This window comes from Mycobacterium sp. 852002-53434_SCH5985345 (assembly GCF_001667155.1).
Classification (GTDB): Bacteria; Actinomycetota; Actinomycetes; order Mycobacteriales; family Mycobacteriaceae; genus Mycobacterium.
On record NZ_LZIE01000097.1, the window covers coordinates 165,919 to 189,823 of the forward strand.

23 protein-coding genes are annotated in these 23,905 nt (G+C 66.9%); 10 read left to right on the forward strand and 13 right to left on the reverse strand.

The window, feature by feature from the left end:
- Nucleotides 1-335: 335 nt before the first annotated feature.
- Nucleotides 336-1,058 (reverse strand): DUF1906 domain-containing protein, encoded by a 723-nt coding sequence (locus A5756_RS24945; RefSeq protein WP_066958611.1) that lies wholly within the window; start codon nucleotides 1,056-1,058, stop codon nucleotides 336-338.
- Nucleotides 1,059-1,118: 60 nt separating this feature from the next.
- Nucleotides 1,119-2,021, reverse strand: coding sequence for a MerR family transcriptional regulator (locus A5756_RS24950; RefSeq protein WP_066958613.1), 903 nt, complete (start codon nucleotides 2,019-2,021; stop codon nucleotides 1,119-1,121).
- 40 nt (nucleotides 2,022-2,061) lie between these two features.
- Here A5756_RS24950 and A5756_RS24955 point away from each other — a divergent pair, with 40 nt between their 5' ends.
- The gene (locus A5756_RS24955) at nucleotides 2,062-3,213 is read left to right on the forward strand and encodes an SRPBCC family protein (RefSeq protein WP_066958615.1); all 1,152 of its coding nucleotides are present in this window, start codon (nucleotides 2,062-2,064) and stop codon (nucleotides 3,211-3,213) included.
- On the opposite strand, the gene A5756_RS24960 is transcribed toward A5756_RS24955, so the two are convergent.
- Nucleotides 3,196-4,557, reverse strand: coding sequence for a lipocalin-like domain-containing protein (locus A5756_RS24960; RefSeq protein WP_066958617.1), 1,362 nt, complete (start codon nucleotides 4,555-4,557; stop codon nucleotides 3,196-3,198). The two genes, A5756_RS24955 and A5756_RS24960, sit on opposite strands and share 18 nt — an antisense overlap.
- Nucleotides 4,558-4,648: 91 nt before the next feature.
- On the opposite strand from A5756_RS24960, the gene A5756_RS24965 reads away from it, so the two are divergent.
- Nucleotides 4,649-6,115, forward strand: coding sequence for an aldehyde dehydrogenase (locus tag A5756_RS24965; protein WP_066958619.1), 1,467 nt, complete (start codon nucleotides 4,649-4,651; stop codon nucleotides 6,113-6,115).
- Nucleotides 6,116-6,268: 153 nt separating this feature from the next.
- Here A5756_RS24965 and A5756_RS24970 read toward each other — a convergent pair whose 3' ends face one another.
- The 6 genes from A5756_RS24970 to A5756_RS24995 all read right to left on the reverse strand — a co-directional run bounded on the left by A5756_RS24970 (nucleotide 6,269) and on the right by A5756_RS24995 (nucleotide 11,045).
- Nucleotides 6,269-6,814 (reverse strand): maleylpyruvate isomerase family mycothiol-dependent enzyme, encoded by a 546-nt coding sequence (locus A5756_RS24970; RefSeq protein ID WP_066958621.1) that lies wholly within the window; start codon nucleotides 6,812-6,814, stop codon nucleotides 6,269-6,271.
- Nucleotides 6,795-7,250 (reverse strand): MaoC family dehydratase, encoded by a 456-nt coding sequence (locus tag A5756_RS24975; protein WP_066958623.1) that lies wholly within the window; start codon nucleotides 7,248-7,250, stop codon nucleotides 6,795-6,797. Before A5756_RS24975 ends, A5756_RS24970 begins: the two co-directional genes overlap by 20 nt.
- Nucleotides 7,247-7,753, reverse strand: a complete 507-nt coding sequence (locus A5756_RS24980) for a MaoC family dehydratase N-terminal domain-containing protein (protein ID WP_156659817.1) — start codon at nucleotides 7,751-7,753, stop codon at nucleotides 7,247-7,249. The genes A5756_RS24975 and A5756_RS24980 overlap by 4 nt, the downstream gene beginning before the upstream one ends.
- Nucleotides 7,754-7,782: 29 nt before the next feature.
- A complete protein-coding gene (locus A5756_RS24985) occupies nucleotides 7,783-8,208 on the reverse strand; it encodes a nuclear transport factor 2 family protein (RefSeq protein ID WP_066958625.1) in 426 nt (141 codons plus the stop codon).
- Nucleotides 8,209-8,303: 95 nt separating this feature from the next.
- Nucleotides 8,304-9,890: an AMP-binding protein gene (locus A5756_RS24990; RefSeq protein WP_066958627.1), complete on the reverse strand. Its 1,587-nt coding sequence runs from the start codon at nucleotides 9,888-9,890 to the stop codon at nucleotides 8,304-8,306.
- Between the two features lie 21 nt (nucleotides 9,891-9,911).
- Nucleotides 9,912-11,045 (reverse strand): aromatic ring-hydroxylating dioxygenase subunit alpha, encoded by a 1,134-nt coding sequence (locus A5756_RS24995; protein WP_156659811.1) that lies wholly within the window; start codon nucleotides 11,043-11,045, stop codon nucleotides 9,912-9,914.
- A 152-nt stretch (nucleotides 11,046-11,197) separates the two neighbouring features.
- Between A5756_RS24995 and A5756_RS25000 the strand changes: the two genes are divergently transcribed.
- The gene (locus A5756_RS25000) at nucleotides 11,198-12,436 is read left to right on the forward strand and encodes a cytochrome P450 (RefSeq protein ID WP_066958631.1); all 1,239 of its coding nucleotides are present in this window, start codon (nucleotides 11,198-11,200) and stop codon (nucleotides 12,434-12,436) included.
- 60 nt (nucleotides 12,437-12,496) lie between these two features.
- On the opposite strand, the gene A5756_RS25005 is transcribed toward A5756_RS25000, so the two are convergent.
- Both A5756_RS25005 and A5756_RS25010 read right to left on the reverse strand, forming a co-directional pair.
- The gene (locus A5756_RS25005) at nucleotides 12,497-12,688 is read right to left on the reverse strand and encodes a ferredoxin (RefSeq protein WP_046185638.1); all 192 of its coding nucleotides are present in this window, start codon (nucleotides 12,686-12,688) and stop codon (nucleotides 12,497-12,499) included.
- A 17-nt stretch (nucleotides 12,689-12,705) separates the two neighbouring features.
- Nucleotides 12,706-15,090: a CoA transferase gene (locus tag A5756_RS25010; RefSeq protein WP_066958633.1), complete on the reverse strand. Its 2,385-nt coding sequence runs from the start codon at nucleotides 15,088-15,090 to the stop codon at nucleotides 12,706-12,708.
- A gap of 99 nt (nucleotides 15,091-15,189) precedes the next feature.
- Here A5756_RS25010 and A5756_RS25015 point away from each other — a divergent pair, with 99 nt between their 5' ends.
- Both A5756_RS25015 and A5756_RS25020 read left to right on the forward strand, forming a co-directional pair.
- Nucleotides 15,190-16,011 carry a FadR/GntR family transcriptional regulator gene (locus tag A5756_RS25015; RefSeq protein WP_066958635.1) on the forward strand — a complete coding sequence of 274 codons (822 nt, stop codon included), beginning with the start codon at nucleotides 15,190-15,192 and terminating at the stop codon, nucleotides 16,009-16,011.
- Nucleotides 16,012-16,021: 10 nt separating this feature from the next.
- Nucleotides 16,022-16,741, forward strand: coding sequence for an SDR family oxidoreductase (locus A5756_RS25020; RefSeq protein ID WP_066958637.1), 720 nt, complete (start codon nucleotides 16,022-16,024; stop codon nucleotides 16,739-16,741).
- 3 nt (nucleotides 16,742-16,744) lie between these two features.
- Here A5756_RS25020 and A5756_RS25025 read toward each other — a convergent pair whose 3' ends face one another.
- On the reverse strand, nucleotides 16,745-17,602 hold the full coding sequence (locus A5756_RS25025; RefSeq protein ID WP_066958639.1) for an LLM class flavin-dependent oxidoreductase: 858 nt from the start codon (nucleotides 17,600-17,602) through the stop codon (nucleotides 16,745-16,747).
- Nucleotides 17,603-17,679: 77 nt separating this feature from the next.
- On the opposite strand from A5756_RS25025, the gene A5756_RS25030 reads away from it, so the two are divergent.
- The 5 genes from A5756_RS25030 to A5756_RS25050 are packed head-to-tail and all read left to right on the forward strand — an operon-like array spanning nucleotide 17,680 to nucleotide 23,426.
- A complete protein-coding gene (locus A5756_RS25030) occupies nucleotides 17,680-18,753 on the forward strand; it encodes an acyl-CoA dehydrogenase family protein (protein WP_066958641.1) in 1,074 nt (357 codons plus the stop codon).
- On the forward strand, nucleotides 18,750-19,847 hold the full coding sequence (locus tag A5756_RS25035; protein WP_066958644.1) for an acyl-CoA dehydrogenase family protein: 1,098 nt from the start codon (nucleotides 18,750-18,752) through the stop codon (nucleotides 19,845-19,847). The genes A5756_RS25030 and A5756_RS25035 overlap by 4 nt, the downstream gene beginning before the upstream one ends.
- Entirely contained in the window at nucleotides 19,844-21,001 is a 1,158-nt protein-coding gene (locus A5756_RS25040) for an acyl-CoA dehydrogenase family protein (RefSeq protein WP_197505330.1), read from the forward strand. The genes A5756_RS25035 and A5756_RS25040 overlap by 4 nt, the downstream gene beginning before the upstream one ends.
- Complete coding sequence (locus tag A5756_RS25045) at nucleotides 20,998-21,933, forward strand: acyl-CoA dehydrogenase family protein (RefSeq protein ID WP_066958646.1); 936 nt, start codon at nucleotides 20,998-21,000, stop codon at nucleotides 21,931-21,933. The genes A5756_RS25040 and A5756_RS25045 overlap by 4 nt, the downstream gene beginning before the upstream one ends.
- Nucleotides 21,930-23,426, forward strand: coding sequence for a class I adenylate-forming enzyme family protein (locus A5756_RS25050; RefSeq protein WP_066958648.1), 1,497 nt, complete (start codon nucleotides 21,930-21,932; stop codon nucleotides 23,424-23,426). Before A5756_RS25045 ends, A5756_RS25050 begins: the two co-directional genes overlap by 4 nt.
- A gap of 18 nt (nucleotides 23,427-23,444) precedes the next feature.
- Here A5756_RS25050 and A5756_RS25055 read toward each other — a convergent pair whose 3' ends face one another.
- A complete protein-coding gene (locus tag A5756_RS25055) occupies nucleotides 23,445-23,867 on the reverse strand; it encodes a hypothetical protein (protein WP_232005409.1) in 423 nt (140 codons plus the stop codon).
- Nucleotides 23,868-23,905: the final 38 nt, after the last annotated feature.

The window sequence follows — 23,905 nt, forward strand, 5'->3', positions numbered from 1 at the left end:
ACCCCCGTTTTGTGTCGTGATCGGTTACTGATGAGTTCTACGCATGGGTAACCGTGTCGCGGATAACACCGGGTTTAATCCGCGGCGCGGGCGCCGCGAACAAACCTGCTGCATGCAGGTGGTTACGGTCGAGTAGCTATAACTGCCCTGATCAAAGCAGTTTTGTTATGTAATCGTTATGTAAAAATTTCGAGCCGTGGAGTCGCGCCGAGCGCGCTTCCGTCGCATCGTCGAGGTGTCCCACGCGCCCGCTGCGCCGGAGAATGAGCGAACGAGTGTTTGCTGGGATCTCTAAGAGTCGCGGCCGTGCGGTGACCGGAGGGGGCGCGGGGAGGCTAGGCCCACTGCCCGAATTCCGGCTTGAGGATCTCGTTGATGTCGACCCCGACCCCGCCAACGCTGCGTTTGTCGATCTCGACCTGGTGCAAATGGGCGGCCGGGTGGGTGAGTCCCTTGGGTGAACCCCAGTTGTGCTGCCAGAAATAAGTGCCCAAACCGTCGTGCAGCGCCCAGTCGATGGTCTTCGAGTTGGCGTACACACCTGTGCGCTGATGACCGATCACCGACTCCCAGGACCGCAGGTAGGGAGCTACCTGCTGTTTGTACTGGTCATAGGACGGGTCGTCGTCGATGGAGGCGTAGATCGGCGCGCTGGCGGGGCCGCCCGCGGCGGCATGCAGTTGCATTCCGCGCTGCGCGTGCTGGAGACCGGCGTTGGCTCCGCCGAGCCAATCGGCGGTGTTGCCCTTGCCGTACTGGTAGCACGAGACGATCTTCAGTCCATTGCTGTCGAGGTCACGCGCCTCGGCAACCTGGATCGGCTTGCCCAGCATCCAATTGCCGCCGGGGCGCCGGTCCGACACGTACCTGATCGAGCCCACGGCGCCGGCGGCCCTGATCTGGCTGGCTGGGATGACCCCGGCCGCGTAGTCCAACAGCGTGCCCAGTGACGCCGATGCCGGTGCCGGACGCAGCGACGCACCGGCAACGCCCAACCCCATTAAGGCAGGGGCCGCCGCAGCCAATTTGAGTACGTCGCGTCGCGAAACCGATGACACAAGCGCCAGGGTACGACAGAAACACCACCAGACACATGGACCACACAGGTCACATCTGCATCACAGTGGCGGATTTTTGGTTTGGGTCCGCACCGCAGCGGGCAGCACGATGACGCTCACGGCCTCCAGGCCGCGGCGAGCGGCCTGACGGGCGATCTCGTCGAGGAAGTGGGCGGCCGCCGTGTTGATCGATCCCGCCCAAGCACGGAATCCCTGCACGATCACGGGGTCACGTTCCAGCGACGGCTGCACCCCCCGAAGCACGTTGACCACGTCGTCGGGCAACGGGTCGGCGAGCTGCCGGTCGATCCAGCTCTGAGCGAGTTCCGTTGCGGCCGCCCGGTCGTCGCCCAGCCCGATCACGTCGCCGGCGAGCTTGCGCAGCCGATCGAACAGCACTTGACGCCCCGGCGTCTCGGCCAATTGCGCCAGCAGGGTGCTGGCCGCCGGCGGTAGAACCATCTGCCCGAACAAGACCGGTACCGGCAAGTCCCATTCGTCGAACAGGTCGGCATACATGGTGGCGATGGGCGCGGCCAGCGGCGCGGTGAGCCGCCCCATTACCCCGATGCTGTCGCGGTGGGTGGTCGCCAGCCGGCGCAGGATGTCCTCGCTGACGTCGGAGTCGGGGCAGTCGGTGGCCGCGCGGGATTGGTCGATGGCCGCGATCAACTCGTCCAACCGGTCCCGCTGGCGCATCAGCAACGTTCGGTGCTCGTCGAGAACACCCGCCAGCGTCGTGCGCCCACCCGCGATCAGGCGCTGGATGTCGTTGATGCTCACGCCGAGACTTCTCATCAGATCGATGCGCAGCAGGTCGAGCACCTGTTCCACGTCGAAGACCCGATAGCCGTTGGACAGATGTTCGGCGCGCAGCAAACCGATTTTCTCGTAATGGCGGATGCGACCGGAAGCGATCCCTGTCAGGGCCGTGACGTCGCCGATCAGCAACTGCTCAGCCACTCCTTGACCTTACAACTGTCGCAAGGTCTGTACTGAGCGGATGGAACGCGAGCAGCTGATCGACCTCACCCGCCGCGCCTTGAAGTTGGCGCGCGACAAGACCACCGATCTCGCCCCCGCCGAGCACCGCGTGGAGGCGACGTCCTATACGTCGGCCGAGCGCCACGAGCGAGACCGGGCCATGATCCTGGCCAGCCCCCAGTTGGTCGGCTACGTCTCGGAGCTGCCCGCCCCCGGCACGTACTGCACGAAGACGGTAATGGGCCGGTCAATCCTGCTGACCCGAACGGCCGATGGATCGGTCAAGGCGTTCGACAATGTCTGCCTGCATCGCCAGTCGCAGGTCGCAACCGGCTGCGGCAGCGCGAAGCGGTTCACCTGCCCGTATCACGCGTGGACCTACGACAACACCGGCCGGTTGGTCGGCCTGCCCGGCCGTGAGGGGTTTAGCGGCGTGACCGTCAAGGCCGACGGCCTGACCGAACTTCCGGCCGCCGAATTCGCCGGATTCCTCTGGGTCGCACTGGATCCCGGAGCCAGCCTGGATGTCGCCGCACACCTGGGCCCCCTGGCCGACGAGCTCGATTCGTGGGGCATCGGGCGGTGGGCGCCGTTGGGTGAGAAGGTGCTCGACTGCCCGATCAATTGGAAGCTCGCGGTCGACACCTTCTCGGAGAACTACCATTTCGCCACCGTGCATCAGCAGACGTTTGCCACCATCGCCCGTAGCAACTGCACGGTGTTCGACGCGTTCGGCCCGCATCACCGGTTGATCTTCCCGCTCAACACGATCCTGGCACTGGACGACGTCCCCGAGGAACAGTGGGATCCGTTCCAGAACATGGTGGTGATCTACGCACTGTTCCCCAACATCGTGTTGTCGGTGACTATCGCCAACGGCGAGCTGTTCCGGATCTACCCCGCCGACCGGCCCGGGAGATCGATCACCGTGCACCAGAACTCGACACCGCTGGACATTTCCGACGAATCGGTCGCCGCCGGCGCGCAGGCCGTGTTCGACTACGCCCACGCCACGGTGCGCGACGAGGACTACCGGTTGGTCGAACGCCTGCAGACCAACCTCGAGTCCGGTGCCCGCGACCATCTGCTGTTCGGCCGCAACGAGCCCGGCCTGCAGCATCGCCACAGCGCCTGGGCCCGGGCGCTTGGCGAGTCAGCCGCTCTCGGTTGACGCGTCGGCGGACAGCACCGCCACGAGGTCGTCCAACAGCGTTGCCAGCGGGTCGGTTTGCGCGGGGCGCACCGTGGTCAACAGCCCGACCGCTTCGCGTCGGCGGCCGCGGGCCAGCAGCTGCACGAGCAGTCCCGCCGCCATCTGTAGGTCTCGGTCGGCCGGTTCCATGTTCCCGACGGTGGTGGCCAGCACCTCGGCCAGCTCCCAGTCCCGGTAGAGGGCCAGCGAGCGCTCGTTGAACGCGAAGCCGGTCACTGGCTGGCCCCAGAGGGTTCCGCGGTAGCGGTACGGGCCCTCCATGTATTCGATGGGCAGGCCGTGCGCGGGGGCGGGCACCAGCGGCTCCCCCACGATGTCGAGTTGCATGGTGCGGCAGGTGATCCGGTGCCGGTCCGGCATGTAGCGGGCGGCCGCCTGCGGCCGCACCAATGGTTGCACCGCGTCCGGCCACCGCACGTAGCTGCTGACCGTCACCTCGACGTCTTCGGCACACTCCGGCGGCATGCCCGGGTCCGGATGGCTCGTCGTCACACCCGTAAATGGCTGCAGCGCATTGCCATTGGTGCGGTCGAACTGCCGCCAGATGCTCAGGTCCACGCCGTTGTCGAAGTTGATGGTGCGCCACTCGTGGGATCTAGCCCGGGGGTCCCCCCCGGTCCCCCCGCCGCCGGCGTATTTCGGGAACCACTGCCGGTCGATGTGTCCGCTGCTGCCGGAGACCTGCTGGACGAGGTCTCCCCAGCGCAGGGTGCCCGTCATCGCCATGCCGGTCTGGAAATACGAGTAGGTTTCGGTCTGGCCGAAGCAGCAGATCTTCCCGTTGTAGGTCGACGCACCCACCGGTGTCGGTGCGCGCGTTGGTGTTACGGCCAGGTCCAGCCGCATGGGCCGACCCGACTGGTCCTCGCCGACCAGGCTGACGCGGTACGTGTAGGGCAGCAGCTCTCCGTCGCCGTCGCGGCAGGTGGTCCACGACGCGGTGCCCGCCGCGCTGGAGTAGTGGATGTCGAGATGACCCGGGGCCAATGTCAGCTTGCGCCGCGCCCCGGGTTCCATGTTCGCCGGCGGCATGTCGTAATCCGTGAAGGTGCCGTAATCGCCGGTGTCCAGATCGAAGAGCGCCATCGTGTAGAAATCGGCGACCACGGTGCCGCCGGGCCGGTTCTTGTTGAAGATGGTCAGGAAGGCAAACGACCGGTCGGTCTCGGCGGCATCGAGCTGCCCGGCGATGAACCAGGTGTCCGACTCCTGATCCGGGTGTTCGCCCTCGGCTGAGGGGAAATCCAGTTGGCTGTCGCCGGGCACCAACTGGAACGGATAACTACGCCAATCGCTGGTCATATCGGCCCTCGCTGCTTTTTTCGCTATGTTAGCGTCAATAGAGAAATCCCGGTCACTGGCTACCTGCGCCCAACCCCCGAGGAAGTGCCCGATGACAGAAAACTCTGGCCACCGGTCTTATGACGAACTCTTCATCGGGGGTCAGTGGCGCAAGCCCGCCAACCCCCAACAGCTCGCCGTCATCTCCCCACACTCCGAAGAACCGGTCGGCCATGTTCAGCTGGCCGGGCCCGAGGACGTGGACGCCGCCGTCGCCGCCGCGCGACACGCTTTCGACCACGGGCCGTGGCCGCGGATGACCCATGCCGAACGGATGGCCAAGGTCGAACAGCTCGCCGCGATCTACGCCGGCCACATCGAAGAGATGGCCGACCTGATCACCGATGAGATGGGCTCGCCGCGCAGTTTCAGCCGAATGGGCCAAGCGGCTGCCGCGGCGTCGCTCATCCATCTGGCGCTGGCCGCCGCGCGCGAGTTTCCCTGGGAGGAGCGGCGCCAGGGCGTGCTCGGTGAAGTGCACCTGCGCAGGGCCCCGGTCGGCGTGGTCGGCGCGATCGTTCCGTGGAACGTTCCACAGTTCCTGATCATGCCCAAGCTGATCCCCGCGCTGATCGCGGGCTGCACGGTCATCATCAAGCCCGCACCCGAAACCCCCTTGGACGCTTTGTGGTTGGCGGAGATGATCGAGCAGCTGGACCTGCCCGACGGGGTGGTCTCGGTGTTGCCCGGTGGACCGGAGATCGGTGAGGCGCTGGTGCGCCATGCCGGGGTGGACAAGATCGCGTTCACCGGCTCCAGCGCCGTCGGGCGCCGCATCGCGGCCCTGTGCGGTGAACAGCTCAAGCGGGTCAGCCTGGAACTCGGCGGCAAGTCCGCGGCGATCATTCTCGACGACGCCGACATCGGCAAGACCGTCGCCGGATTGAAAACAGCCGGCCTGATGAACAACGGCCAGGCGTGCGTCGCCCAGACCCGCATCCTGGTCAGTGATCGGCGGCACGACGAGGTCGTCGACGCGCTGGCCGACATGATGTCGGCCCTCAACGTCGGCGACCCGTCGGACGACGCCACCGACATCGGACCCCTTGTCGCGCAACGACAACAACGCCGTGTCCAGGACTACATCAAGTCCGGCCAGGCCGAAGGCGCCCGCGTCGTCCTGGGTGGCCAGGACAGCCCGTCAACACGTGGCTGGTATGTGCAGCCAACGCTGTTCGCCGACGCCACCAACGACATGCGCATCGCCCGGGAGGAGATCTTCGGTCCGGTCCTGACCGTGCTGCGCTACCGCGATGAGGACGACGCCATCCGAATCGCCAACGAGAGCGACTACGGCCTGGCCGGTTCGGTGTGGACCTCCGACATCGCACACGGCCTGGAAATCGCGGCGGGCGTGCGCACCGGCACCTACGGCATCAACATGTACACGCTTGACATCGGCGCCCCGTTCGGTGGGTTCAAGCAGTCGGGCATCGGGCGCGAGTTCGGCCCGGAGGGCCTCCACGAGTACGTCGAGCTGCAGACGCTGGTATGCAAAGGGCAGCTGCCGCCCCTGTAGGCGCCGCAAGTGATCGCATCGGCCACGCCCGTCCCGAGAGCGGGACCATAAGCCGGTTTCCATTTGGGATATCGCCGGCGATATCGGGATCGCAATTCTGCCGATGGACGGTCGGGCACGGGCTCGCGTCCCGGCACCCGGCGCTGGACCGCCCTATGAAATATCCGGCCGCCATGCAGGATCGCGCCCGAGCCGCGCGAGAAGCTTTCCCTGCGAATCTCTTTCGTCCGGTACTGCGACGGGTGGATTGAACATCCCCGAGGAAGTCAACGCGAGCGCGTCCGTGGGCAGGGTGTCGTAAAACAACCGGCACCACGCGGCGTCAAGCCGGTCGTCTGCCCCTACCGCACGGGCGAGGTCCCATGTGTGCACCAGAACGTCGCGCGTGAGGTTCGGTACCAGCTTGAACGCATCGAGTTGGGTGGCCTTGTCGGGTTCGAAGGCCGCGGTCAGCGAGTCATAAGTCACTTGCCATCGTGCCCGCGGGTCCTCTCGTGACCGGTCGGGCTTCAATCCCAAGGGGCGCAAGATGAGTACGTCATGAAAACCGATCACGTGCTCGAGCACCGCCCGGGCATCCCATTGATCGCACGGGGAGCGACGATCCCATCTGCCATCGGCGGACCACACGGCCTCGCCGAACCGTCGGCACACCGCGAGATGCAGTGCGGCTACTTCGTCATCGCTCGGTTGCGCCATGCGGCATCTGCAGGGTGAGCTCGACCGGGCAGCACAGCGCGCCGTGCTGGTTGGTCACCTGGATCTCGATGTCGACGAGACAGCGCGGCGGGTCCACCGAGGTGTCCCGCCGCTTGGCCACCGCGCGGCCCCGGCCGATCATCGTGTCACCGGCATACGCCGGGCTCGCCAGCCGCAAGGAGCGCCGCACCACCCGGCTGCTCGGGCCTGCCCAGTCGGTCGCGACGCGGTCGGCGAAGCCGGCGAGGTGCATCGTGTTGACGTAGATCGTCGGATTGCCCTGGCGCTGCGCGTATTCGGGGTCGAAGTGGCCCGGGAAGTAGTCCCACGTCGCGCCCGCGTTCTCCACCACCCGCTGGTAGCTGATGTGGTCGACCACCTCGGGCAGGTCTACGGGAACGGTGATCTCGTCGAAGTACAGCCCGTCGCCGGTCACGGCGACGCTCCGGGCGTGAAGCGGAACAAGGTGTTTCGGCAGGTGGCGACAACCGTTTGGTCCTGACGGCGGTAGGTCTCCAGCGTCTCGACGAAATGACCCACGCCCAACCGCGTCCGCTTCTCCGGTGATACCGACACCAGCTCCTCGACGACGGTAAGGATGTCGCCTTCGACGATGGGCACCGTGAACTCGACGTCGTTGGCCGCGTTGATGAACGTGGTGCCCGGCAGCGGCACTCGCAGCACCAGGGACGCCGCCGGCGGCCTGCCGTGTGGCTGCCACGGCGGAGGGATCAGCCACCCCATCAGCAAGGCCGGGGGCGCCAGCAAACCCCCCCATTTCCGGCGGGCGAACTCGGCGTCCCAGTAGGACCGATTGCCATCGTGGACCGTCGCGGCGAACAGCTGGATGCGCGCCCCGCTGACCGCCGTGGCCGCGGTGCGCGCCTCGCTCGTCGCGCCGACCATGCGCAGCGCGTCTTCATAGGTGCCGAAGGCCATCTGGTAACTGAGGTCCGGTTCCACGCGGCTCACATAACGAGCGGGTGCCGACTGGGCACCGAATCCCATTGCAGCGCGCGGGAAGTGAAGTACCAGCCACCACGCTCGTAGACCAGCGTGTCCCGGAACATTCCCGTGGCACGCAGCGTGGTGTCGCCGTACATGCTGGCGAAAAGCAATACGACGCAACGCTGGACGGCGTTGACCCCGTCGACCCGGATCTCGTGGTCGACCGTCACCAGCCGTTGTCCCTCGCCGCCGTCGAACGCCGCACGCAGATCGTCGAACGTGTCACCATCACGTTGGTAGGTGGCGCCGGCGTGGCGGAACGTGGCAATCCAGCGCTCGCGGTCGCCCTCGGAGTACGCCCGGTTATGCCGGGCGTTCAGATTGAGGATGGCAGCGCGGCCCGTGGCGGCCTGCAGCATTTGCTGTTCCTGATAGGACATGGTCATTTCGGTCTCCAGCCTCTCCCGGGAAACGACTGCCAACGAGCGGACGGATGTAACGGTAAAGTCACTTGCCGACTAACACGTAACATTAACGTAACTTACCGGCTAACGATATAGCCCTGAGCTTCACGATCCCACGCTTCCCGAGTCACCCCCCGCTCGCGCAACAAGTCCTTACGTATCCGCCCGATGACAGTCTTCGGGAGTTCGCTGACGGTCTCCACGTATCGCGGCACGCAGAAGTACGGCATCCGGGCCGAGCAGAAATCGAGCAGCTCGGCGTAATTCACTGTGGCCCCAGGTCGTAACGTCACGACCACCAGGATGTCGTCTTCGCCCAGATCGCTGGGCACCCCGACCGCGGCGGCTTCCGCCACGGCGGGATGGCTCGCAACCACGGTTTCCACCTCGACCGAGGAAACGTTTTCGCCGCGCCGGCGAAGCGAATCCTTCCTGCGGTCGACGTATGTCAGGTTTCCGTCCGTGTCGAGCCGTCCGACGTCGCCCGTGCGAAACCACTCCGGGTGTGGAATGACCCGCATGCCTTGCGCGACATAGCCTTCGCTCATCACGTGCCGGCACCGGGGCCGGCAGGCGATTTCCCCGGCCGCGCCGGCGGGCACCGGGTCGCCGCCTTCGTCGACGATGCGCACGTCGAAATTCGGATTCGGCCGGCCCGATGTTCCGGGTACCCCTTCGTCGGCCAGGGCCTTGACGGCGATCGGAAACGCCTCGGTCATCCCGTACATCGTGACGATGCGGCAGCCGTAACGCTTTTCGATGTCGCGATACGCCTTGGCGTCGATCGGAGCCGCCGAGATGAACCGCAGCGGCAGCTCGGCATCACGCGGATCCGGGGGCAGGTTATGCAACATCGACACCATCGCGCCGGCGCCGGCGAAGCCGACGGCACCGCGGGCGCGTATGTCGTCCCACACCTCGGCGGGGTGAAACGCTTGCGCCAGCACAGTCGTCGCGCCGAGCAGCATCGGGGCGAGCACGCTGGGTGCCGCGCTCAGGTGGAACAGCGGCATCGCCGTCCACAGCACTTCCCCCGCGCGCAATTCCCAGGCCGACGCGACCGTCGCGGCGACCGTGAACAGGTAAGGCCAGGTCGTGGCAACCGCTTTCGACGACCCGGTGGTGCCCGACGTGTAGAAGAGACAGCCCACGTCGTCCGCCGCCGCCCCGACGCCTGCGACCGGACGGGCGCCGCCTCGGCTCAACTCCGCGTCAAGTGAATCACCTTGCAGCACAATGGTCGGCGCGATCTCCAACGCCCCGGCAACCTCGTCCACCCGGGGCCGACGCTCAACGTCGGCCAGAATCACCTTGGCCTGCGACAGCCGCAGGGCGTGCAGCAGGAAGTCCCCTTTGTTCGCGGCATTGACGGCGGCGCTGACCGCGCCGATACGCGCCGCCCCCAGCCAGAAGTAGACCCATTCCGGGCAGGTTCCGGTGAACAACGCCACGCAATCGCCGCGGCCGACGCCCAACTCCGTGAGTATGTTCGCGGCGGCGCCGGAGCGCTGCCGCATCTGCTCGAAGGTCACGTCAACGCCGGCGATCGACATCATCACCCGGTCGGGATATTGCTCGGCCCGCCGATCGAGCACGGCCGCGACCGTGAAACTTTCGACGCCGAAGTCGGCGGGCCCGAGATGTCCGCTCCGGTCGGGACTCATGGGGCTTCCAGGGGCTTTCGCTCAGGCTTTCGCGGCCGCCGGGTCGGGCTTACCGTCGGCCGTGTACCCGAAGTCGGACGGGGACGGCTGCGGGCCCGGGTAGAAGCGGTGGGCCCAGCGGCGAAGGGCCGCATAGTCGTGCGCCTCTTCGGGAGCCAGGTTCGGCTTCTCCAGGTACTTCATGTTCTCCCACGTGAAGAAGTCCTGCTTGATCACCTCTTGCTGCAGCGCCAGGAATTTGGCCGCGCGACCGGTCGGCGCGTCACCGGTGTCGCCCGGCTCGCGGACGGACGCCTGTGTGTAGAAGTAATCGGTGTAGTCCTCGTCGACCGGAGTCTGCCCGGTGACCTCGATGGTGGCCACCAGGTCACTCGGAAACCGGACCAGCCCCAGCCCCAACGAGTAGTTGTCGTAGATGATCTTGGCGTCGACCGGCCCGTTGGGGGTCAACCACGTCTTTGCTCGGCCCCCACCGAAGTGGGCGTTGACGGTGGCGTGCAGGTGATAGCCAGCCACTTCGAACGAGGCGGTATTGGCGGGGTTGGCGGCCTTGTGCACGTACTGCACGTGATACGGGTCGGCCGCATTCTCGATGATCATCTGCGCGTGCACCTTGACCCGGTTGAGCATCCGACTGTGCGGGTGCAGCGGGTAGTACTCGCCCGTTTCCAGCTCGGGCAGCGTCGGCGGCTGCCAGTACGGCGCCCGGCCGTGGCGTTCGTGCCAGACCAGGATGAAGCCGTACCACTCCATGCACGGATAGGTGCGGATGCGGACGTTGTTCTTGCAGCCGATCTTGCTGTACGGGATCAGCGCGTTGGAGCCGTCGCCGCGCCACCGCCAGCCGTGCCAGGGGCAGACGATGTTCTCGTCTTCGACGGTACCGCCGACGCCCATATTGGCGCCGAGGTGCTGGCAGTAGGCGTCCAGCACGTTGACCTTGCCGGAAGCGGTGCGGAACAGCACCAGCTCCTCACCGAAGTAGTGCAGGCGCTTGACCTCACCGGCGGCCAGGTCGGAGCCGAACGCGACGATGAACCAGCCCGTCGGGAACCGATAGGTCGACAGCGCAATGCCCGACTGCCCGAACTCGCGTTCCGATGGATCCCCATCCCCGGCCGAATCCGACGCCGGTTCAGAAATTGTGTGCGTCACGAACTCTCCATATCCCGCCCAGACCAAGGCGAGCGGAGCGCAATTTGGCCGCCCTTCACTCACCGCGGTTCGACGACAAGGTCTATTTTTACTATTTTAAGCATTGAACGTCAACGCGGCACCAGACGAGCCCGGGCAGAGCGGAGTATCAGATGACGGCGGCGGCAGTGGATCTTTCCGATTTCTCCCTGTGGCGCAATGGGTTTCCCGACGAATTGTTCACGGAGTTGCGGCACAGCCAGCCACTTTTCCGCCACGACCTGACCCCGGGCGTAGCCAAGACGGTCCAGCGCCAGTTCTGGGTGGCCACCAAGCACCGGCACGCAATCCGGCTGCATCGCGATGTCGAGTCCTTCACCGCGGTCGACGGCCCGCTCATCCAGCCGGTCGGGATGTTCTCGTCGTACCCCACCATCATCAACATGGACCCGCCCGGGCTGAACAAGCGCCGCAAGCTGATCTCGAACGCGTTCAATCCGCGGGCGATCGCCAAGCTCGAGGACGGCATCCGGGCGAGGGCCGCGCGCATGATCGACCGCCTGCTCGCCGAGGGCGGCGGCGATTGGATCGAGGACGTCGCCGACGCCCTGCCGATGACAGTCATCGGCGACATCATCGGCATACCGGAGGACGACCGGCCCCGAATCTTCGACGGCCTGGACCGCATCTTGAAGGCCAACTCGCCGGAGGTGCAGCTGAGCCGGCAGGACGAAACCGACCTCTACGCCAACATCTTCGGGTACGCAATGGACCTCACCGCGGAGAAACGACGCAATCCCACCGACGACATCTGGAGCACGTTGGCGACCGCGGTGATCACCGGCGAAGACGGTGATCACTTCAGCTTGCCACCGCACGAACTCGAATTTTTCTTCTTCGTGTTGGCGTTCGCCGGCAGCGACACCACCAAGAATGCGCTGGCCATCGGGCTGCAGGCGTTCGTGACGAACCCGGAGCAGATCGAGCGCTATCGCGAGCAGGAAGCAGTGCGGCCCAGCGCCATCGAGGAAGTGTTGCGCTGGGCCTCACCGGTCGCGTACTGGACGCGCACCGCGAAGGTCGACGTCGAGATGGACGGCCAGCGCATCGCCAAGGGCGAGCGGGTGGTGTCGATGCTGCGTTCGGCCAACCGCGACGAGGAGGTCTTCGCGTCTCCGTTCACCTTCGACATCGGTCGTCAGCCGAACCCCCAGGTGGCCTTCGGTGGCGGCGGACCCCACCACTGCCTGGGCGCCATGCTGGCGCGCGCGGAACTGCGCGCGGTGTTCGATGAACTGTTGCTGCGTTGCGACAACATCGCCCTCGGCCCGGCGAAAGTGGCTTATCCGAACCTGACCACGAACATGTCGATCTACGACGAAATGTCGATCTCACTGGGCGAACGCAGATGAGGATTGCCCGACTTCTTATTCGCGCCGTCCCGGCGCTCGCCGTCGTCAGGCGCTGATCCCTCAGTCGATCAGTCGCAGCGCGGCCTTGGGGCATTGGTCCACCGCGGCGCGCACGTCGATCTCCAGCCGCGGCGGCACGGGCCCGTCCGCGATCTGCACCACGTCCTCGTCCCCCAGCTCGAAGACTTCCGGTGCCAGCGATTCGCAGAAGCCGTTGGCCTCACAAAGGTTTTCGTCAACTGTCACGCGCATCAGATGCCCTCCACTTCTCACAGGCCCTTGGGTCGGGTCCCGATCACCCCGCTGGTTGCGAGGCGTGTCAGCTCTTCCTCGGTCAGCCCGCACCGCTCACGCAGTATCTCTTCATTGTGCTCGCCCAGCCGCGGCGGTGGCCGCAGCAGCCACCTGTCCTGGCCGGCCAGCTGGGCGAACGGCGGGCAGGGATAGCGGCCGGCGCCGGTGCTGGGGTGGTCCAGGGTCTCCAAGAATCCCCGATGACTCAGTTGGGGGTTCTCGATCACCAACGACGGCGACACCACCGGTGCGGCGGGGATGCCGGCGGCCGCCAATTGCTCCACCGTCGAGTCGAGGGGTTGGCGCGCGAACCAGTCCGCCAGCCGGCGATCGACGTCGTCGGCCCGCTGTCGCCGTCCGGCGACGGTGGACAGCTCCTCGTCGCACCACGCCGGTCGATCCATCACCTCGACCAGGGCACGCCAGTGCCGGTCGTCGCGCACGGTGACCGCGATCCAGTCGTCGTCGCCCACACACCGGTAGATGTTTTGGATCGCGTCGCCGTGACCGCGGTTGCCCCGCCGGGTCAGCGTTATCCCGAAGACCTCGGATTCGATCGCCTGGATCGCGGTAGCGTTCAGCACCGTTTCGAGCATCGGCAGCTCGAGTTGCTGCCCCGAGCCGGTGCGTTCGGCGAAATTCAGCGCGGCCAGCACCGCGAACGCCGCGTGCACACCCGCCAGCGGATCGCACGCCCCGCGCGGCGTGACCGGCGGGGTCTCGGGCAATCCGGTCACCCAGGCCAGGCCGGCGATCTGCTCCATGGTGGGGGCGAATCCGACACGGTCCCGCCACGGTCCGTCCAGCCCGAACGCGGGCATCCGGGCGACGACGAGCCTGGGGTTGACGTTCAGCAGCGTATCGGCCGTCAGGCCGAACTGGTCCATCACCCGCGGTGAGAAGTTCTCGATCACCACGTCAGCGCCGGCGGCCAGCTCGCTGAACAGGCGGCGCCCGTCTTCGGAGCCCAAATCCAGTGTGACGGAACGCTTGTTGGTGTTCATGGCGTGGAAAACCCAGCCGTACTCCCACCAATCGTCGACATCGGTGCGCATGCCGCCCGAGTATCGAATGCCGTCCGGTCGCTGTATCGACTCCACCTTGATGACGTCGGCACCGAACGCGGCCAGTAGGTGGGTGGCCGCAGGACCGGCCCAGAACGCGGTCAGGTCGACGATGCGCACACCGGCCAGGGGCAGCCCGACCGCGGCGGAGGCTTCCATGGCTTCCCTTCGGGACCAAGGGATCTCGTCATTGGCCTCGCCGAGGGCCGGCGTCGCCCGCGGCGGGGCGGGCGCGCACGCTGACATCAACCAGGGTGGCCGGGGCTGGTGGAAGCCCGCGGGGTTGCGGACGAATGCCCCGCGCTCGGTCACGTATTCCATCTCCCGGATCGTGGAGCCGTTGCCCAGCGCCGCGATCGGGAGCCGAAACAGTTGGCCGAGCTCGACGATTTCCTCGACCGTGCGTTCGGCCAGCCATGGGCCGATCTGTTCGCGGATCAGGTCACGATAGGCCCACCTGCCGATCTGGAAGCGGAGCTGTTCGATCTCTTCGAGCTGCGGGCATTCGACCATGGCAACGAAGTCGAGCCATTGCTGGCCGGTGACCATCGTGATCCCGACGTAGCCGTCCTTGGCGGGCTCGATCGACGGCACTTCGAGCGTGCGGCGGATCGGGGGCACGCGAAGCAGCTGCGAATGCAGCCATTCGCTGCTCTGCATCGCGGTCAACGCCTCGAGCATGGAGAGATCGAGGTGCTCACCGGGGCCACCACGCTCGACGCGGCGGCGCACGGCCAGTACGCCGAACGCGGCGTAGACGCCGCCCATGTACTCCCCCAGGTCGCCGCCGATCGCGATGGGCGGCCCCGCGGGATCGCCCCGGAAGCCGGGCGAGCCCGCCCACGCCTGCAGGGTGAATTCGCTGGCTGCCCGATCGGCGTACGGTCCCGTCCAGCCGAAGTCGGAGATCGTGACGATGATTGCGCGCGGACACTGTGCCAGCAGCCGCTGCGGGTCGACACCCAACGCCGCGGCCTGCTCCCGGCCGGCAGTCACCACCACCACGTCCGCGGCGGACAGCTCGGCGGACAAGCGCCCGGCGTCGGGCCGGTAAGTCATGCTGCGCTTGCCCGCATTGAGGTAGGCGAAGAACGGCGAGCTCTTTCCGTCCGGCACGGGCGATCCGGTCGCCGAATAACGGCGGAGCCAATCCCCCTGCGGCGGTTCAAGTTTGCACACCTGCGCCCCGGCATCGACCAGCAGCTTGCCGCAATAACTGCCGGCGATCCGGTCACTGATCTCGACGACACGCAGGTCGTGCAGCGGTGTGGGCCGGCTGTCGGACCGCTCGCTCACTTACACCCGCCCTCCCGATCGACACGCGATCGAAGAAGCTATTTATACCATTACTGCTAAAATAGCTAAGCCAGCGAGTTGCTATGCATCGAGGATCGGATGACCGCCTTGGGAATTGGGAGCGACGCCCGTCGCCGATTGTCGGCGCCGCGGATCGCAGAAATCGTAGCCGACGAGTTGCGCCGCCAGATCATCAACGGTGACCTCGCCGACGGCGATCTCTTGCCGCGTCAAGAGGTGCTTGTCGAGCAGTTCAACGTGAGTCTGGTTTCTCTGCGCGAAGCGCTGCGGATTCTGGAGACCGAGGGCCTGGTTTCGGTGCGACGGGGCAACCGTGGTGGCGCCGTTGTGCACGCCCCGGCGAAGACCAGCGCCGCGTACATGCTCGGGCTGTTACTGCAGAGCGAGTCCGTAGCGGTCGCCGACCTCGGCATGGCCTTGCAGGAACTCGAGCCCGCGTGCGCCGCGCTGGCCGCCCGGCGGCCGGACCGGGCGGACACCTTGGTCCCAGAGCTCAACCGGGTCAACGACTCCATGGCCGAGAACATCGAGGACGGCGGGCTGTTCACCGAAATCGGGCGTGAATTCCACGATCTCGTGGTCCGTGGCTGTGGAAACCACACCATCATCGCGGTGGTCGGCAGCCTGGAGACGCTGTGGACCAGCCACGAACAACAGTGGGCGGACGAGAGCGCGGCGCGAGGCACCTACCCCTCGCTGGCCCAACGCCGCGCGGTGCTCAGCACGCACGTCAAGCTGACCGAGACCATCGCGGAGGGCGACGTCGACCGGGCCCGCCGCATCGCGGGCCGCCATCTCGCCGACACCCAGACCTACGTACTCTCCGGTCGGCACGATCAACGAATTCACGCGCTGTCACCGCAGGCATTGTCGCGGACGCGGGATTTCCGTCAAACCTGAGAGGCAGCCCGTGAGAACGGCATTGGTCACCGGCGGCAGCGGCGGGATCGGCAAAGGGTGCGGTCGCAAGTTGGCCGAGCTGGGTTACGACGTGGTGCTGGTGGCGCGACGCGAGGCCCCGTTGCGCGCAGCGGCCGAGGAGATCGGCGCGCGCCACATCGTGGCCGATGCCTCGGATCCGGACGGATTCGCCGCTGCGACAAGCGCATTGGAGACCATCGACCTCGTCGTGCACGCCGCCGGCACGCTGGGTGGAACGTACGCGCGCAAGCAGACGTTCGAGCAGTGGCGGACCATCATTTCGGCCAATCTGGATTCGTGCTTCGTGGTGACCGCCGCCGCGCTGCCCAGGATGCGCGCGGGTTCGCGGTTCGTGTTCATCTCGTCGTCGGCGGCGCACGAACCGATGATGGCGCGAACCGCCTACTCGGCATCGAAAGCGGGGATGAACGCCTTCGCGCGGGCCTTGGCGCTGGAAGTCGACCGTGACGGCATCAGCGTCCACATCGTCACCCCGGGCCCGGTGGAAACCGAGATGCTTTCCGACGTTCCCTTCGAGATGTACGCCATCCAGGTCTCGGACGTGGCGGACGCGGTGGCCTGGCTGGACACCGTCGACCCGTCGGTCGACCTGCCGGAGATCCGGCTCAGCGCGGTCCAGCGCGGGCCGTTCGCCCGGCCGCCGGTCGTTCCCACGGAAGCGCGGCGGCGCGCCGAGCAACGGGGTTGACGGCTACGGCGCCGGGAAAGCCTTGATCACCGTTTCGCCGAACTCACGCAGGGAATCGGGTACGGCGAAATCGGCAAACCACACGTAGAACCGCTCGACGCGCTGGGACGCCAGCCCGCTGAAGTGGCCGATGAGCTCGTCGGCATCGCCACACGCCAGCCCCGCGCCCAGGTGGCCGAATCGCCGCGTGCTGACCTCACGCACGGTGTCGGGGTCGGTACCCGACCGTACGAACCCCACCATCTGCTGAACGGAAAGCCGGGCCGTGCCTGCCGACGGGGCCAGCGAGGGCAGCTTGTCGAGGTGGTTCGCCGGCAGATTCCACCAATCCGCGTATCTGCGAACGAGTTCCATCATCCGGCGCCCGGTGCCGCCCAGGACCAGCGGTATCGGATGAGACCTCGGCGGGGCTTGCGGAGCTGAGCCGGCGCCCGGATCGTCACCCCAGTACTGCCGCAGCAACGCCAGGTGCCGATCCAGCTGCTCGACCCGGGCGACCGCGTCCTGCTGGCCGACGTCGAATCGGGTGAACTCCGCGGGCCAGGACCCCGCACCGAGGCCCAGGTCGAACCTGCCCTCCGACGCGTCCGACAGGGTGACGGCTTGTTTGGCCAGCACGGCGGGATGGCGGAAGGCATCACAGAGCACCAGATGGCCGATGCGGAGCCGCTCCGTCTTGGCCGCCACCCAGCTCGCAATGCCCATTGCCTCCCAAATGCTTTCATCGGGCAGACCGGGCGCCTCGAGGTGATCGATGAACGCGATGCCGTCGAAGCCACTGGCCTCGGCGTGGCGGGCCCGCTCCACGATTTCCGTCGCCGACAGCCGCACCTGCGGCAGGAACAGATACCACTCGACCATGCGCCCACCTATGCGTTTGTTCCTGTGCGATTGCGACAGGGCCGCTAGTTTACTATTTTTATTATGTTAGGGGTCTTATGGATGTCGGACTGAATTCGGAGCAGTTGTCGCTGCGCGACACGGTGCGCGACGTCCTACGCACCGAGTGCCCGCCCGACGCCGCCCGCCAGGCGATGACGGATCCGGAACGGTGGCGCACGCTGTGGAAGACGGTGGTCGATCTCGGTTGGACGGAACTGGCCGCGCCCGGGGCCGGCGACTACGGACCGGTCGAACTCGCCCTAGTGCTCGAGGAATGCGGTGCCGCGATCGCGCCGATCCCGTTGCTGAGCAGTGTCGGCTTGGCCGCCGGTGCATTGCGGGGCACGGGTCTCGACGCGGTTCTCGATGACATCGCCGGCGGCGCCGTCGCCACCCTGGCCGTGCACGCCAGAGGATCTCGGCTGCCCGGGGTGCCGATGACCCTGCGCGGCGGACGCCTGCGCGGACGCGCGGTCGCGGTCCCCAACCTGACCCGCTCCGAGCTGCTCGTCACGCTGGCGCGCGCCGACAGCGGCCCCGATGGCACGGTGGTGGCGGTCGCACGCTGCGGCGACGGGATGACCGTGATCGCGGGCGAATCGACGGATCCCGCGCAGCCGCTGGCAGAGGTCGAGGTCGACGCCGAGCCGGTGGCTATCGCGCCCGTCGATATCGAAAGCGCGTTGACGGCGCCGTTGGTGGCCGCGGCGGCCGACCTGGTAGGCACGGCGAGCGCAGCCCTGCACCGCGCCGTGGAGCATGCCAAGACGCGTCGTCAGTTCGGCACCCCGATCGGTGCGTTCCAGGGGATCAAGCACGCGCTCGCCAACAACTACGTCGGCCTGGAGCGCGCCCGCAGCCTCACCTACGCCGCAGCCGCCCGGCTCGGCGATCCGGCCACGACGCCCGCGGATGCCTGGACCACTGCGGCGCTCGCCAAGGCGGCGGCGGGTGATGCGGCCGCCAATTGTGCGAGAACCGCGGTCCAAGTGCACGGAGCGCTCGGGCAGACCTGGGAGCACGACGCCCACCTCTATGTCCGCCACGCCTGGCAGGTCGCCGCGATGCTGGGCGACAGTCGCGTGCTCTATCACGAGGTGGGCCGCCGGTTCGCGGGAGGTGCGGCATGACCGCGGTCCTCGACGAATTCGGCACCTGGTTAAGCGAGTTCCTGCCGAAGGACTATTACGAGAATTATCGCGAGTACCGCTGGGACCTGGCGCTGCGGCGCGATTATCAGCGAGCGGCCTTCGAGGCTGGATGGATACAGCCAACCTGGCCGCGCGAACACGGCGGCCGATCGCTGGGTCTGCGCGATGCGATGGAGGTCCGGCTCGAGGCGGCGCTGCGGTCCGCGCCCAAGCTGCCCAACATCGCGGGCCCCAATGTGGCCGCACCCGGCATCCGTCAGTTCGGCACCGCCGCCCAAATCGACCGCCTCCTGGCTCCCCTGCTGCGCGGTGACGAGTGGTGGGCGCTGGGCATGTCCGAACCGGAAGCCGGATCCGATTTCGCCGGCCTGCGCACGCGAGCCGAGCGCGACGGAGACGTGTTTCGGGTCAACGGCCACAAGATCTGGACCACCCAAGCCCACGAGTCGCGGTGGTGCACCCTGTATGCCCGCACCGATCCGGAGGCGCCGAAACACCGGGGCATTTCCTGCCTGATCCTGGATCTGCATTCGCCGGGCGTGCGCATCGAGCCGATCCGGATGGCGTCGATTTCCGACGAGACATTCTGCGAGGTCTTCCTCGACGATGTAGAAGTTCCGATGGAAAACCTGCTGGGTCCGCTCCACGGTGGGTGGAACGTCGCGCTGTCGTCGTTGCACCACGAGCGCCAGATGATCTGGATCATGAACTGGGTCGAGATCAAGCGTGGACTCGAGACGGTACGCATGGCACAGCCGACCGCGGATATCTGCACCGAGCTCGGTTCCCTGCTGGCCGACGCCGAAGCGTTGCGGGCCACCGGATACCGCGCCCTGGGCAACGAACTGGCGGGCCGACCGAGCCCCGAAGCAGACACCATGAAGCTGCTCGGATCGATTACGTTGCAGCGGGTTTGGGAGCTTGCTGCCGTTGCCCAAGGGACGCAGTCGCTCAGCGACCGGGATCTGCTGTTCGAACGCCAGGACGCGCTGGCCGCGACCATCTACGGCGGAACCTCGGAGGTCCAGCGCAACATCATCGCCGAGCGGCTGCTCGGGCTGCCGAAGGGATGACGACGATGGATTACGACCTCGGCGACGACGCCGCCCAACTGCGGAACCACCTGCGCGAGTTGGTATCCAACCATATCCCCGCCGACTTCCTGGGCGCCTGTACCGAGAACCCGCAAGATCTCGCCACCACCGAGACGTTCTGCAAATTGCTGGCCGCCGAGGGCCTGCTGGCGCTGGCGTGGCCGAAAGAGCATGGCGGCGGCGGTGGTTCGGTGTGGCAGCAGACGGTACTGCGCGAGGAGATGTGGGCCCAGCACGAGCCCCGCGGTCCCCAATACATGGGGATCAACTGGGTGGGCCCGGCACTGATGCGCTACGGAACCGCCGAACAGAAGGCCAGGCACCTGGCCGCTATCGCCGCCGGCGACGTTATCTGGTGCCAGGGTTTTTCCGAGCCGGAGGCCGGTACCGACCTTGCCTCATTGCGTACCCGCGCCGTGCCGGACGGCGACGGCTGGCGCATCACCGGACAGAAGGTGTGGACGTCGTATGCGTTGATGGCGTCCTGGTGTGTGCTGGCGGCGTGCACCGACCCCGAGGCCCCAAAGCCCAAGCGGCTCACGATTTTTCTGATTCCGATGGATCGGCCCGGCTTCACGGTCCGGCCTATCGGGTCGATGCTGGGGCCGCATCACCTCAACGAGATGTTCCTCGACGACGTGCAGGCGTTCCCCGGTGATGTTCTCGGCGAGGTCGGCGACGGCTGGCGGGTCATGCGCGAGGCGCTCGCATTCGAGCGGGTGGGCATCGCCCGCTACGCGCGCTGCGAATCGTTGCTCGACCGGATGAGCACCCAGCTCGGCGACGATTGGGGCGCGCTTCCCGAATCGGTTCGCTCGCGGTGGGTGCGGGCGCTCGTCGATCTACGGGTGGCCCGGCTTTTGGCCTATCGAGCCGTGTCGCTGCAAGATGACCCGGCGGCGGGCGCGGCGGCCAGTGCGGCCCGCATCGCCACCACGACGTGCGACCAGCAGGTCGCCGAGCTACTTTTCGACGTGTTGGGCCCGGTCGCGCTGGACAGCGGCGCCGGCGCCGCGCTGCACGGGGCGATCGAAGACCATTGGCGTTACGCGCAGGCCGCCACCGTGGCATCGGGCACCATCGAAGTGCAGAAGATGTTGGTGGCCCGGGACGTGTTGGGAGAACACCGGTGAAAACTGACCTGCCACAAGACATCAGCGACTTCGCTGCGGTCACGACCAAGCGGTTGGGCCGGCTGGGCGGGCCACAGGCGGCGTTGCGCGCCGAAACCGACGATGGCATCCGGGACGCGGCCCGGACCGCCCTGAGCGAGGTCGGCGCGTTCGAGCTCGATGTTCGATCGGCGCCCGACGACCTGCTCGCCGCGGCCGTGCTGTGCCGCGCTGCCGGCGCAACCGCGTTGCCCTATCCCCTCGTCGAGGAGCTGCTGGCGATCGACGGCGCCCGCCTTGCCCTGGTCGACCCCGGCGCGCCGCGCATCGACCATGGTGACCTGCCGGGTGACTGGGTCGCCGCCGACCTGGACGGCACCCGGTACCACCCGCGGCCCGCTTCGCGGACCAACGCCAAGCTCGGCCCATTCCTGGTGCCCGCTTCCCTCGGTGAACCCGATGGAACTGTTCCCGCCGGCGACGTTAACCTTCATCTCGTGCTGGGATCATGGCGGATTCTGGGAGCGGTGCAGCAGGCGCTGCAGATCGTCACCGATCATGTGCGCGCCCGCATCCAGTTCGGTAAGCCGCTGGCGGACTTTCAGGCCGTCCGGTTCGCCGTGGCGGAGGCCGCGGTCGCGGTGCGCGGACTGCACGAATTGGCGAAATTCACCATCTGCCGTCCGGAATCGCTACCTATAGAGGTTCGTTCGGCCGACGCGCTCATCCTTCGGCTCAAGGCGTCCGACACCGCGCGACAGGTGCTACGCACCTCGCACCAACTGCTCGGCGCGCTGGGCTTCTGCGATGAGTCCGATGTCAGCGTGCTCGACCGGCATACCCAGCCGCTGATCCGTCTGCCGCTGAGCGCCGAGGCGCTCGCGTTGCGCCTCATCCCGGGCATCCCGGACGGCTCCTTCGAGACACTGTTCAGCGGGCCGGTATCGGCGTGACGGAATCGGCCGCGGCCGAAGCGACGGCCAACCCGTTAGCGGACGGAATCCCGTTCGGAACCAAGCTTCAACAGCTCGCCGAACAGCGTCGTGACGACATCGGCGTCACCGTCGTCGCCCTCGACGGCACCGCGCAGTCACTGACATTCGGTGAACTCGACGCCCGCGCCAACCAGTGGGGCCGCGCACTGGCCGCCTACGGCGCGGAGACCGGTTCCCTTGTCGCCCTGGCCATCCCCAACTCAGTGCACCTAATTCTCGCCACGCTAGGTTGCTGGAAGATCGGCGCCGTTCCGGTCCCCATGCACTGGGACCTGCCTGAGTGGGAGCGAGACCGAGTGCGCGAGGTGATCAACCCCGCCGTGGTCGTCGACGAGGCGAGTCGGTGGCGCCTCGACGCGCAGGCGACGGCCGAGTCCGACAGCGCGCTGCCCGAGGCCGTCTCCCCCAATGTCAACGGAATCTGCAGCAGCGGTTCGACCGGGGTACCGAAAGTGATCCTCAGCCTGGCGCCGTCGCTCTGGACCCCCCAACACGGCGAGCCGTTCCTGTCGAACTGGACGCCGGTCGCTCAGCCACAGACCATCATGGTGCCCGCGCCGATATATCACACCAACGGCTTCGCCACCTTCTTCTTCCTGCTGGCCGGAGACCGTTTGGTGGTGCTGGAAAAGTTCGATGCCGCACTGGTTCTGGATGTGATCGAACGCTTCAAGATCACCAACTTCACCGCCACGCCGACCATGCTGGCGCGCATCGCGGCCCGGCCGGATGTCGGGGAGCGCGACCTGTCCAGCATCGTATTCATCCTGCAAGGCGCCGCCGTGATGCCGCCGTCGCTCATGCATACCTGGTTCGAACTGCTGAGCCCGCAGCAGATTGTGACGGCATACGGCATGACCGAAAACCTTGGGCTCACGGCCTTACGCGGCGACGAGTGGCTCGCTCATCCGGGCAGTGTCGGCCGCGGCTTCCGGGATACCGAGATCCGGATCCTCGATGCCGGAACGAAACAGCTTGGCCCCGGTGAACACGGCGAGATCTACCTGCGCGCACCGATGAGCGCGGGATCGCGCTATGTGGGCGGCGCGGCGCCGCTACCGTCCACCGAAGATGGCTTCCGCTCCGCCGGCGACATCGGTTACCTGGACGAGGATGGTTACCTCTACATCGTCGACCGCCGAGTCGACATGATCGTCACCGGCGGCGCGAATGTCTTTCCAGCGGAAGTCGAGTCGGCTTTGGCCGAACATCCCGACATCGCCGACGTCGTCGTCATCGGCCTTGCCGACCCGCAATGGGGACGCCGGGTGCACGCGGTGGTGCAACTCGCCGGCGGCGTGGCGCTCACCGAGGAGCAGGTGATCGAGTATGCGAAGAGCCGGCTCGCCCACTACAAGGCCCCCAAGACCGTCGAGTTCGTCGACGCGATTCCCCGCACCGCGGCGACCAAGGTCAATCGCTCGGCGATGATCGAGGCCCGGGGCGGCTGAAGGTGGACGCCGAAACCCTTACCCGACCGGTGTGATTCCCGAGCTCGATATGGTGAAGCCACGACCCGAGGTGACCGTGCACGTCACCCCACCGTTCTCCGAGCGGCATGTGAAGGGGCCGGCTCCCATCGTCTGCCCGTAACCGAGGACCGGCGTGCCCTCCGCCGGATTGGCCAGACAGCTCTCCCCTGCGCAGCGTGTAAGGGTCCCGCCGGTGTCCATCCGGACCGACGCCGGCGGCGCGAGGGTGAAGCAGAATGCTTCGTCGGAGATGCCGCGGCGCTGGTAGTCGATCTCGCAGCTGATGTTGCGCGACGGCGACAGGAAGGCCACGTAGTTGTCCTGATCCGCTACGGCCAAGGGGATGAACGCCTGCGACGCAAGAACGGTACCGGCGCCACTCAGCACGGTTGCCGCGGCGGTCAGCGCTTTTCTCAACACGTTTCAACCCTGCCATAGCGCGGTGCGGCGTGGGCCGT

What these genes read in the sequence shown, in the direction of transcription:
- A5756_RS24980 (WP_156659817.1), bottom strand. Translation starts at nt 7,753, where the DNA reads ATGGCCTTCGGCACCTATGAAGACGCGCTGCGCATGGTCGGCGCGACG.
- A5756_RS24965 (WP_066958619.1), top strand. Translation starts at nt 4,649, where the DNA reads ATGACAGAAAACTCTGGCCACCGGTCTTATGACGAACTCTTCATCGGG.
- A5756_RS24985 (WP_066958625.1), bottom strand. Translation starts at nt 8,208, where the DNA reads ATGACCATGTCCTATCAGGAACAGCAAATGCTGCAGGCCGCCACGGGC.
- A5756_RS24960 (WP_066958617.1), bottom strand. Translation starts at nt 4,557, where the DNA reads ATGACCAGCGATTGGCGTAGTTATCCGTTCCAGTTGGTGCCCGGCGAC.
- A5756_RS25005 (WP_046185638.1), bottom strand. Translation starts at nt 12,688, where the DNA reads ATGCGCGTGACAGTTGACGAAAACCTTTGTGAGGCCAACGGCTTCTGC.
- A5756_RS24970 (WP_066958621.1), bottom strand. Translation starts at nt 6,814, where the DNA reads ATGGCGCAACCGAGCGATGACGAAGTAGCCGCACTGCATCTCGCGGTG.
- A5756_RS25015 (WP_066958635.1), top strand. Translation starts at nt 15,190, where the DNA reads ATGACCGCCTTGGGAATTGGGAGCGACGCCCGTCGCCGATTGTCGGCG.
- A5756_RS25035 (WP_066958644.1), top strand. Translation starts at nt 18,750, where the DNA reads ATGACCGCGGTCCTCGACGAATTCGGCACCTGGTTAAGCGAGTTCCTG.
- A5756_RS25040 (WP_197505330.1), top strand. Translation starts at nt 19,844, where the DNA reads ATGACGACGATGGATTACGACCTCGGCGACGACGCCGCCCAACTGCGG.
- A5756_RS24990 (WP_066958627.1), bottom strand. Translation starts at nt 9,890, where the DNA reads ATGAGTCCCGACCGGAGCGGACATCTCGGGCCCGCCGACTTCGGCGTC.
- A5756_RS25030 (WP_066958641.1), top strand. Translation starts at nt 17,680, where the DNA reads ATGGATGTCGGACTGAATTCGGAGCAGTTGTCGCTGCGCGACACGGTG.
- A5756_RS25000 (WP_066958631.1), top strand. Translation starts at nt 11,198, where the DNA reads ATGACGGCGGCGGCAGTGGATCTTTCCGATTTCTCCCTGTGGCGCAAT.
- A5756_RS24955 (WP_066958615.1), top strand. Translation starts at nt 2,062, where the DNA reads ATGGAACGCGAGCAGCTGATCGACCTCACCCGCCGCGCCTTGAAGTTG.
- A5756_RS25025 (WP_066958639.1), bottom strand. Translation starts at nt 17,602, where the DNA reads ATGGTCGAGTGGTATCTGTTCCTGCCGCAGGTGCGGCTGTCGGCGACG.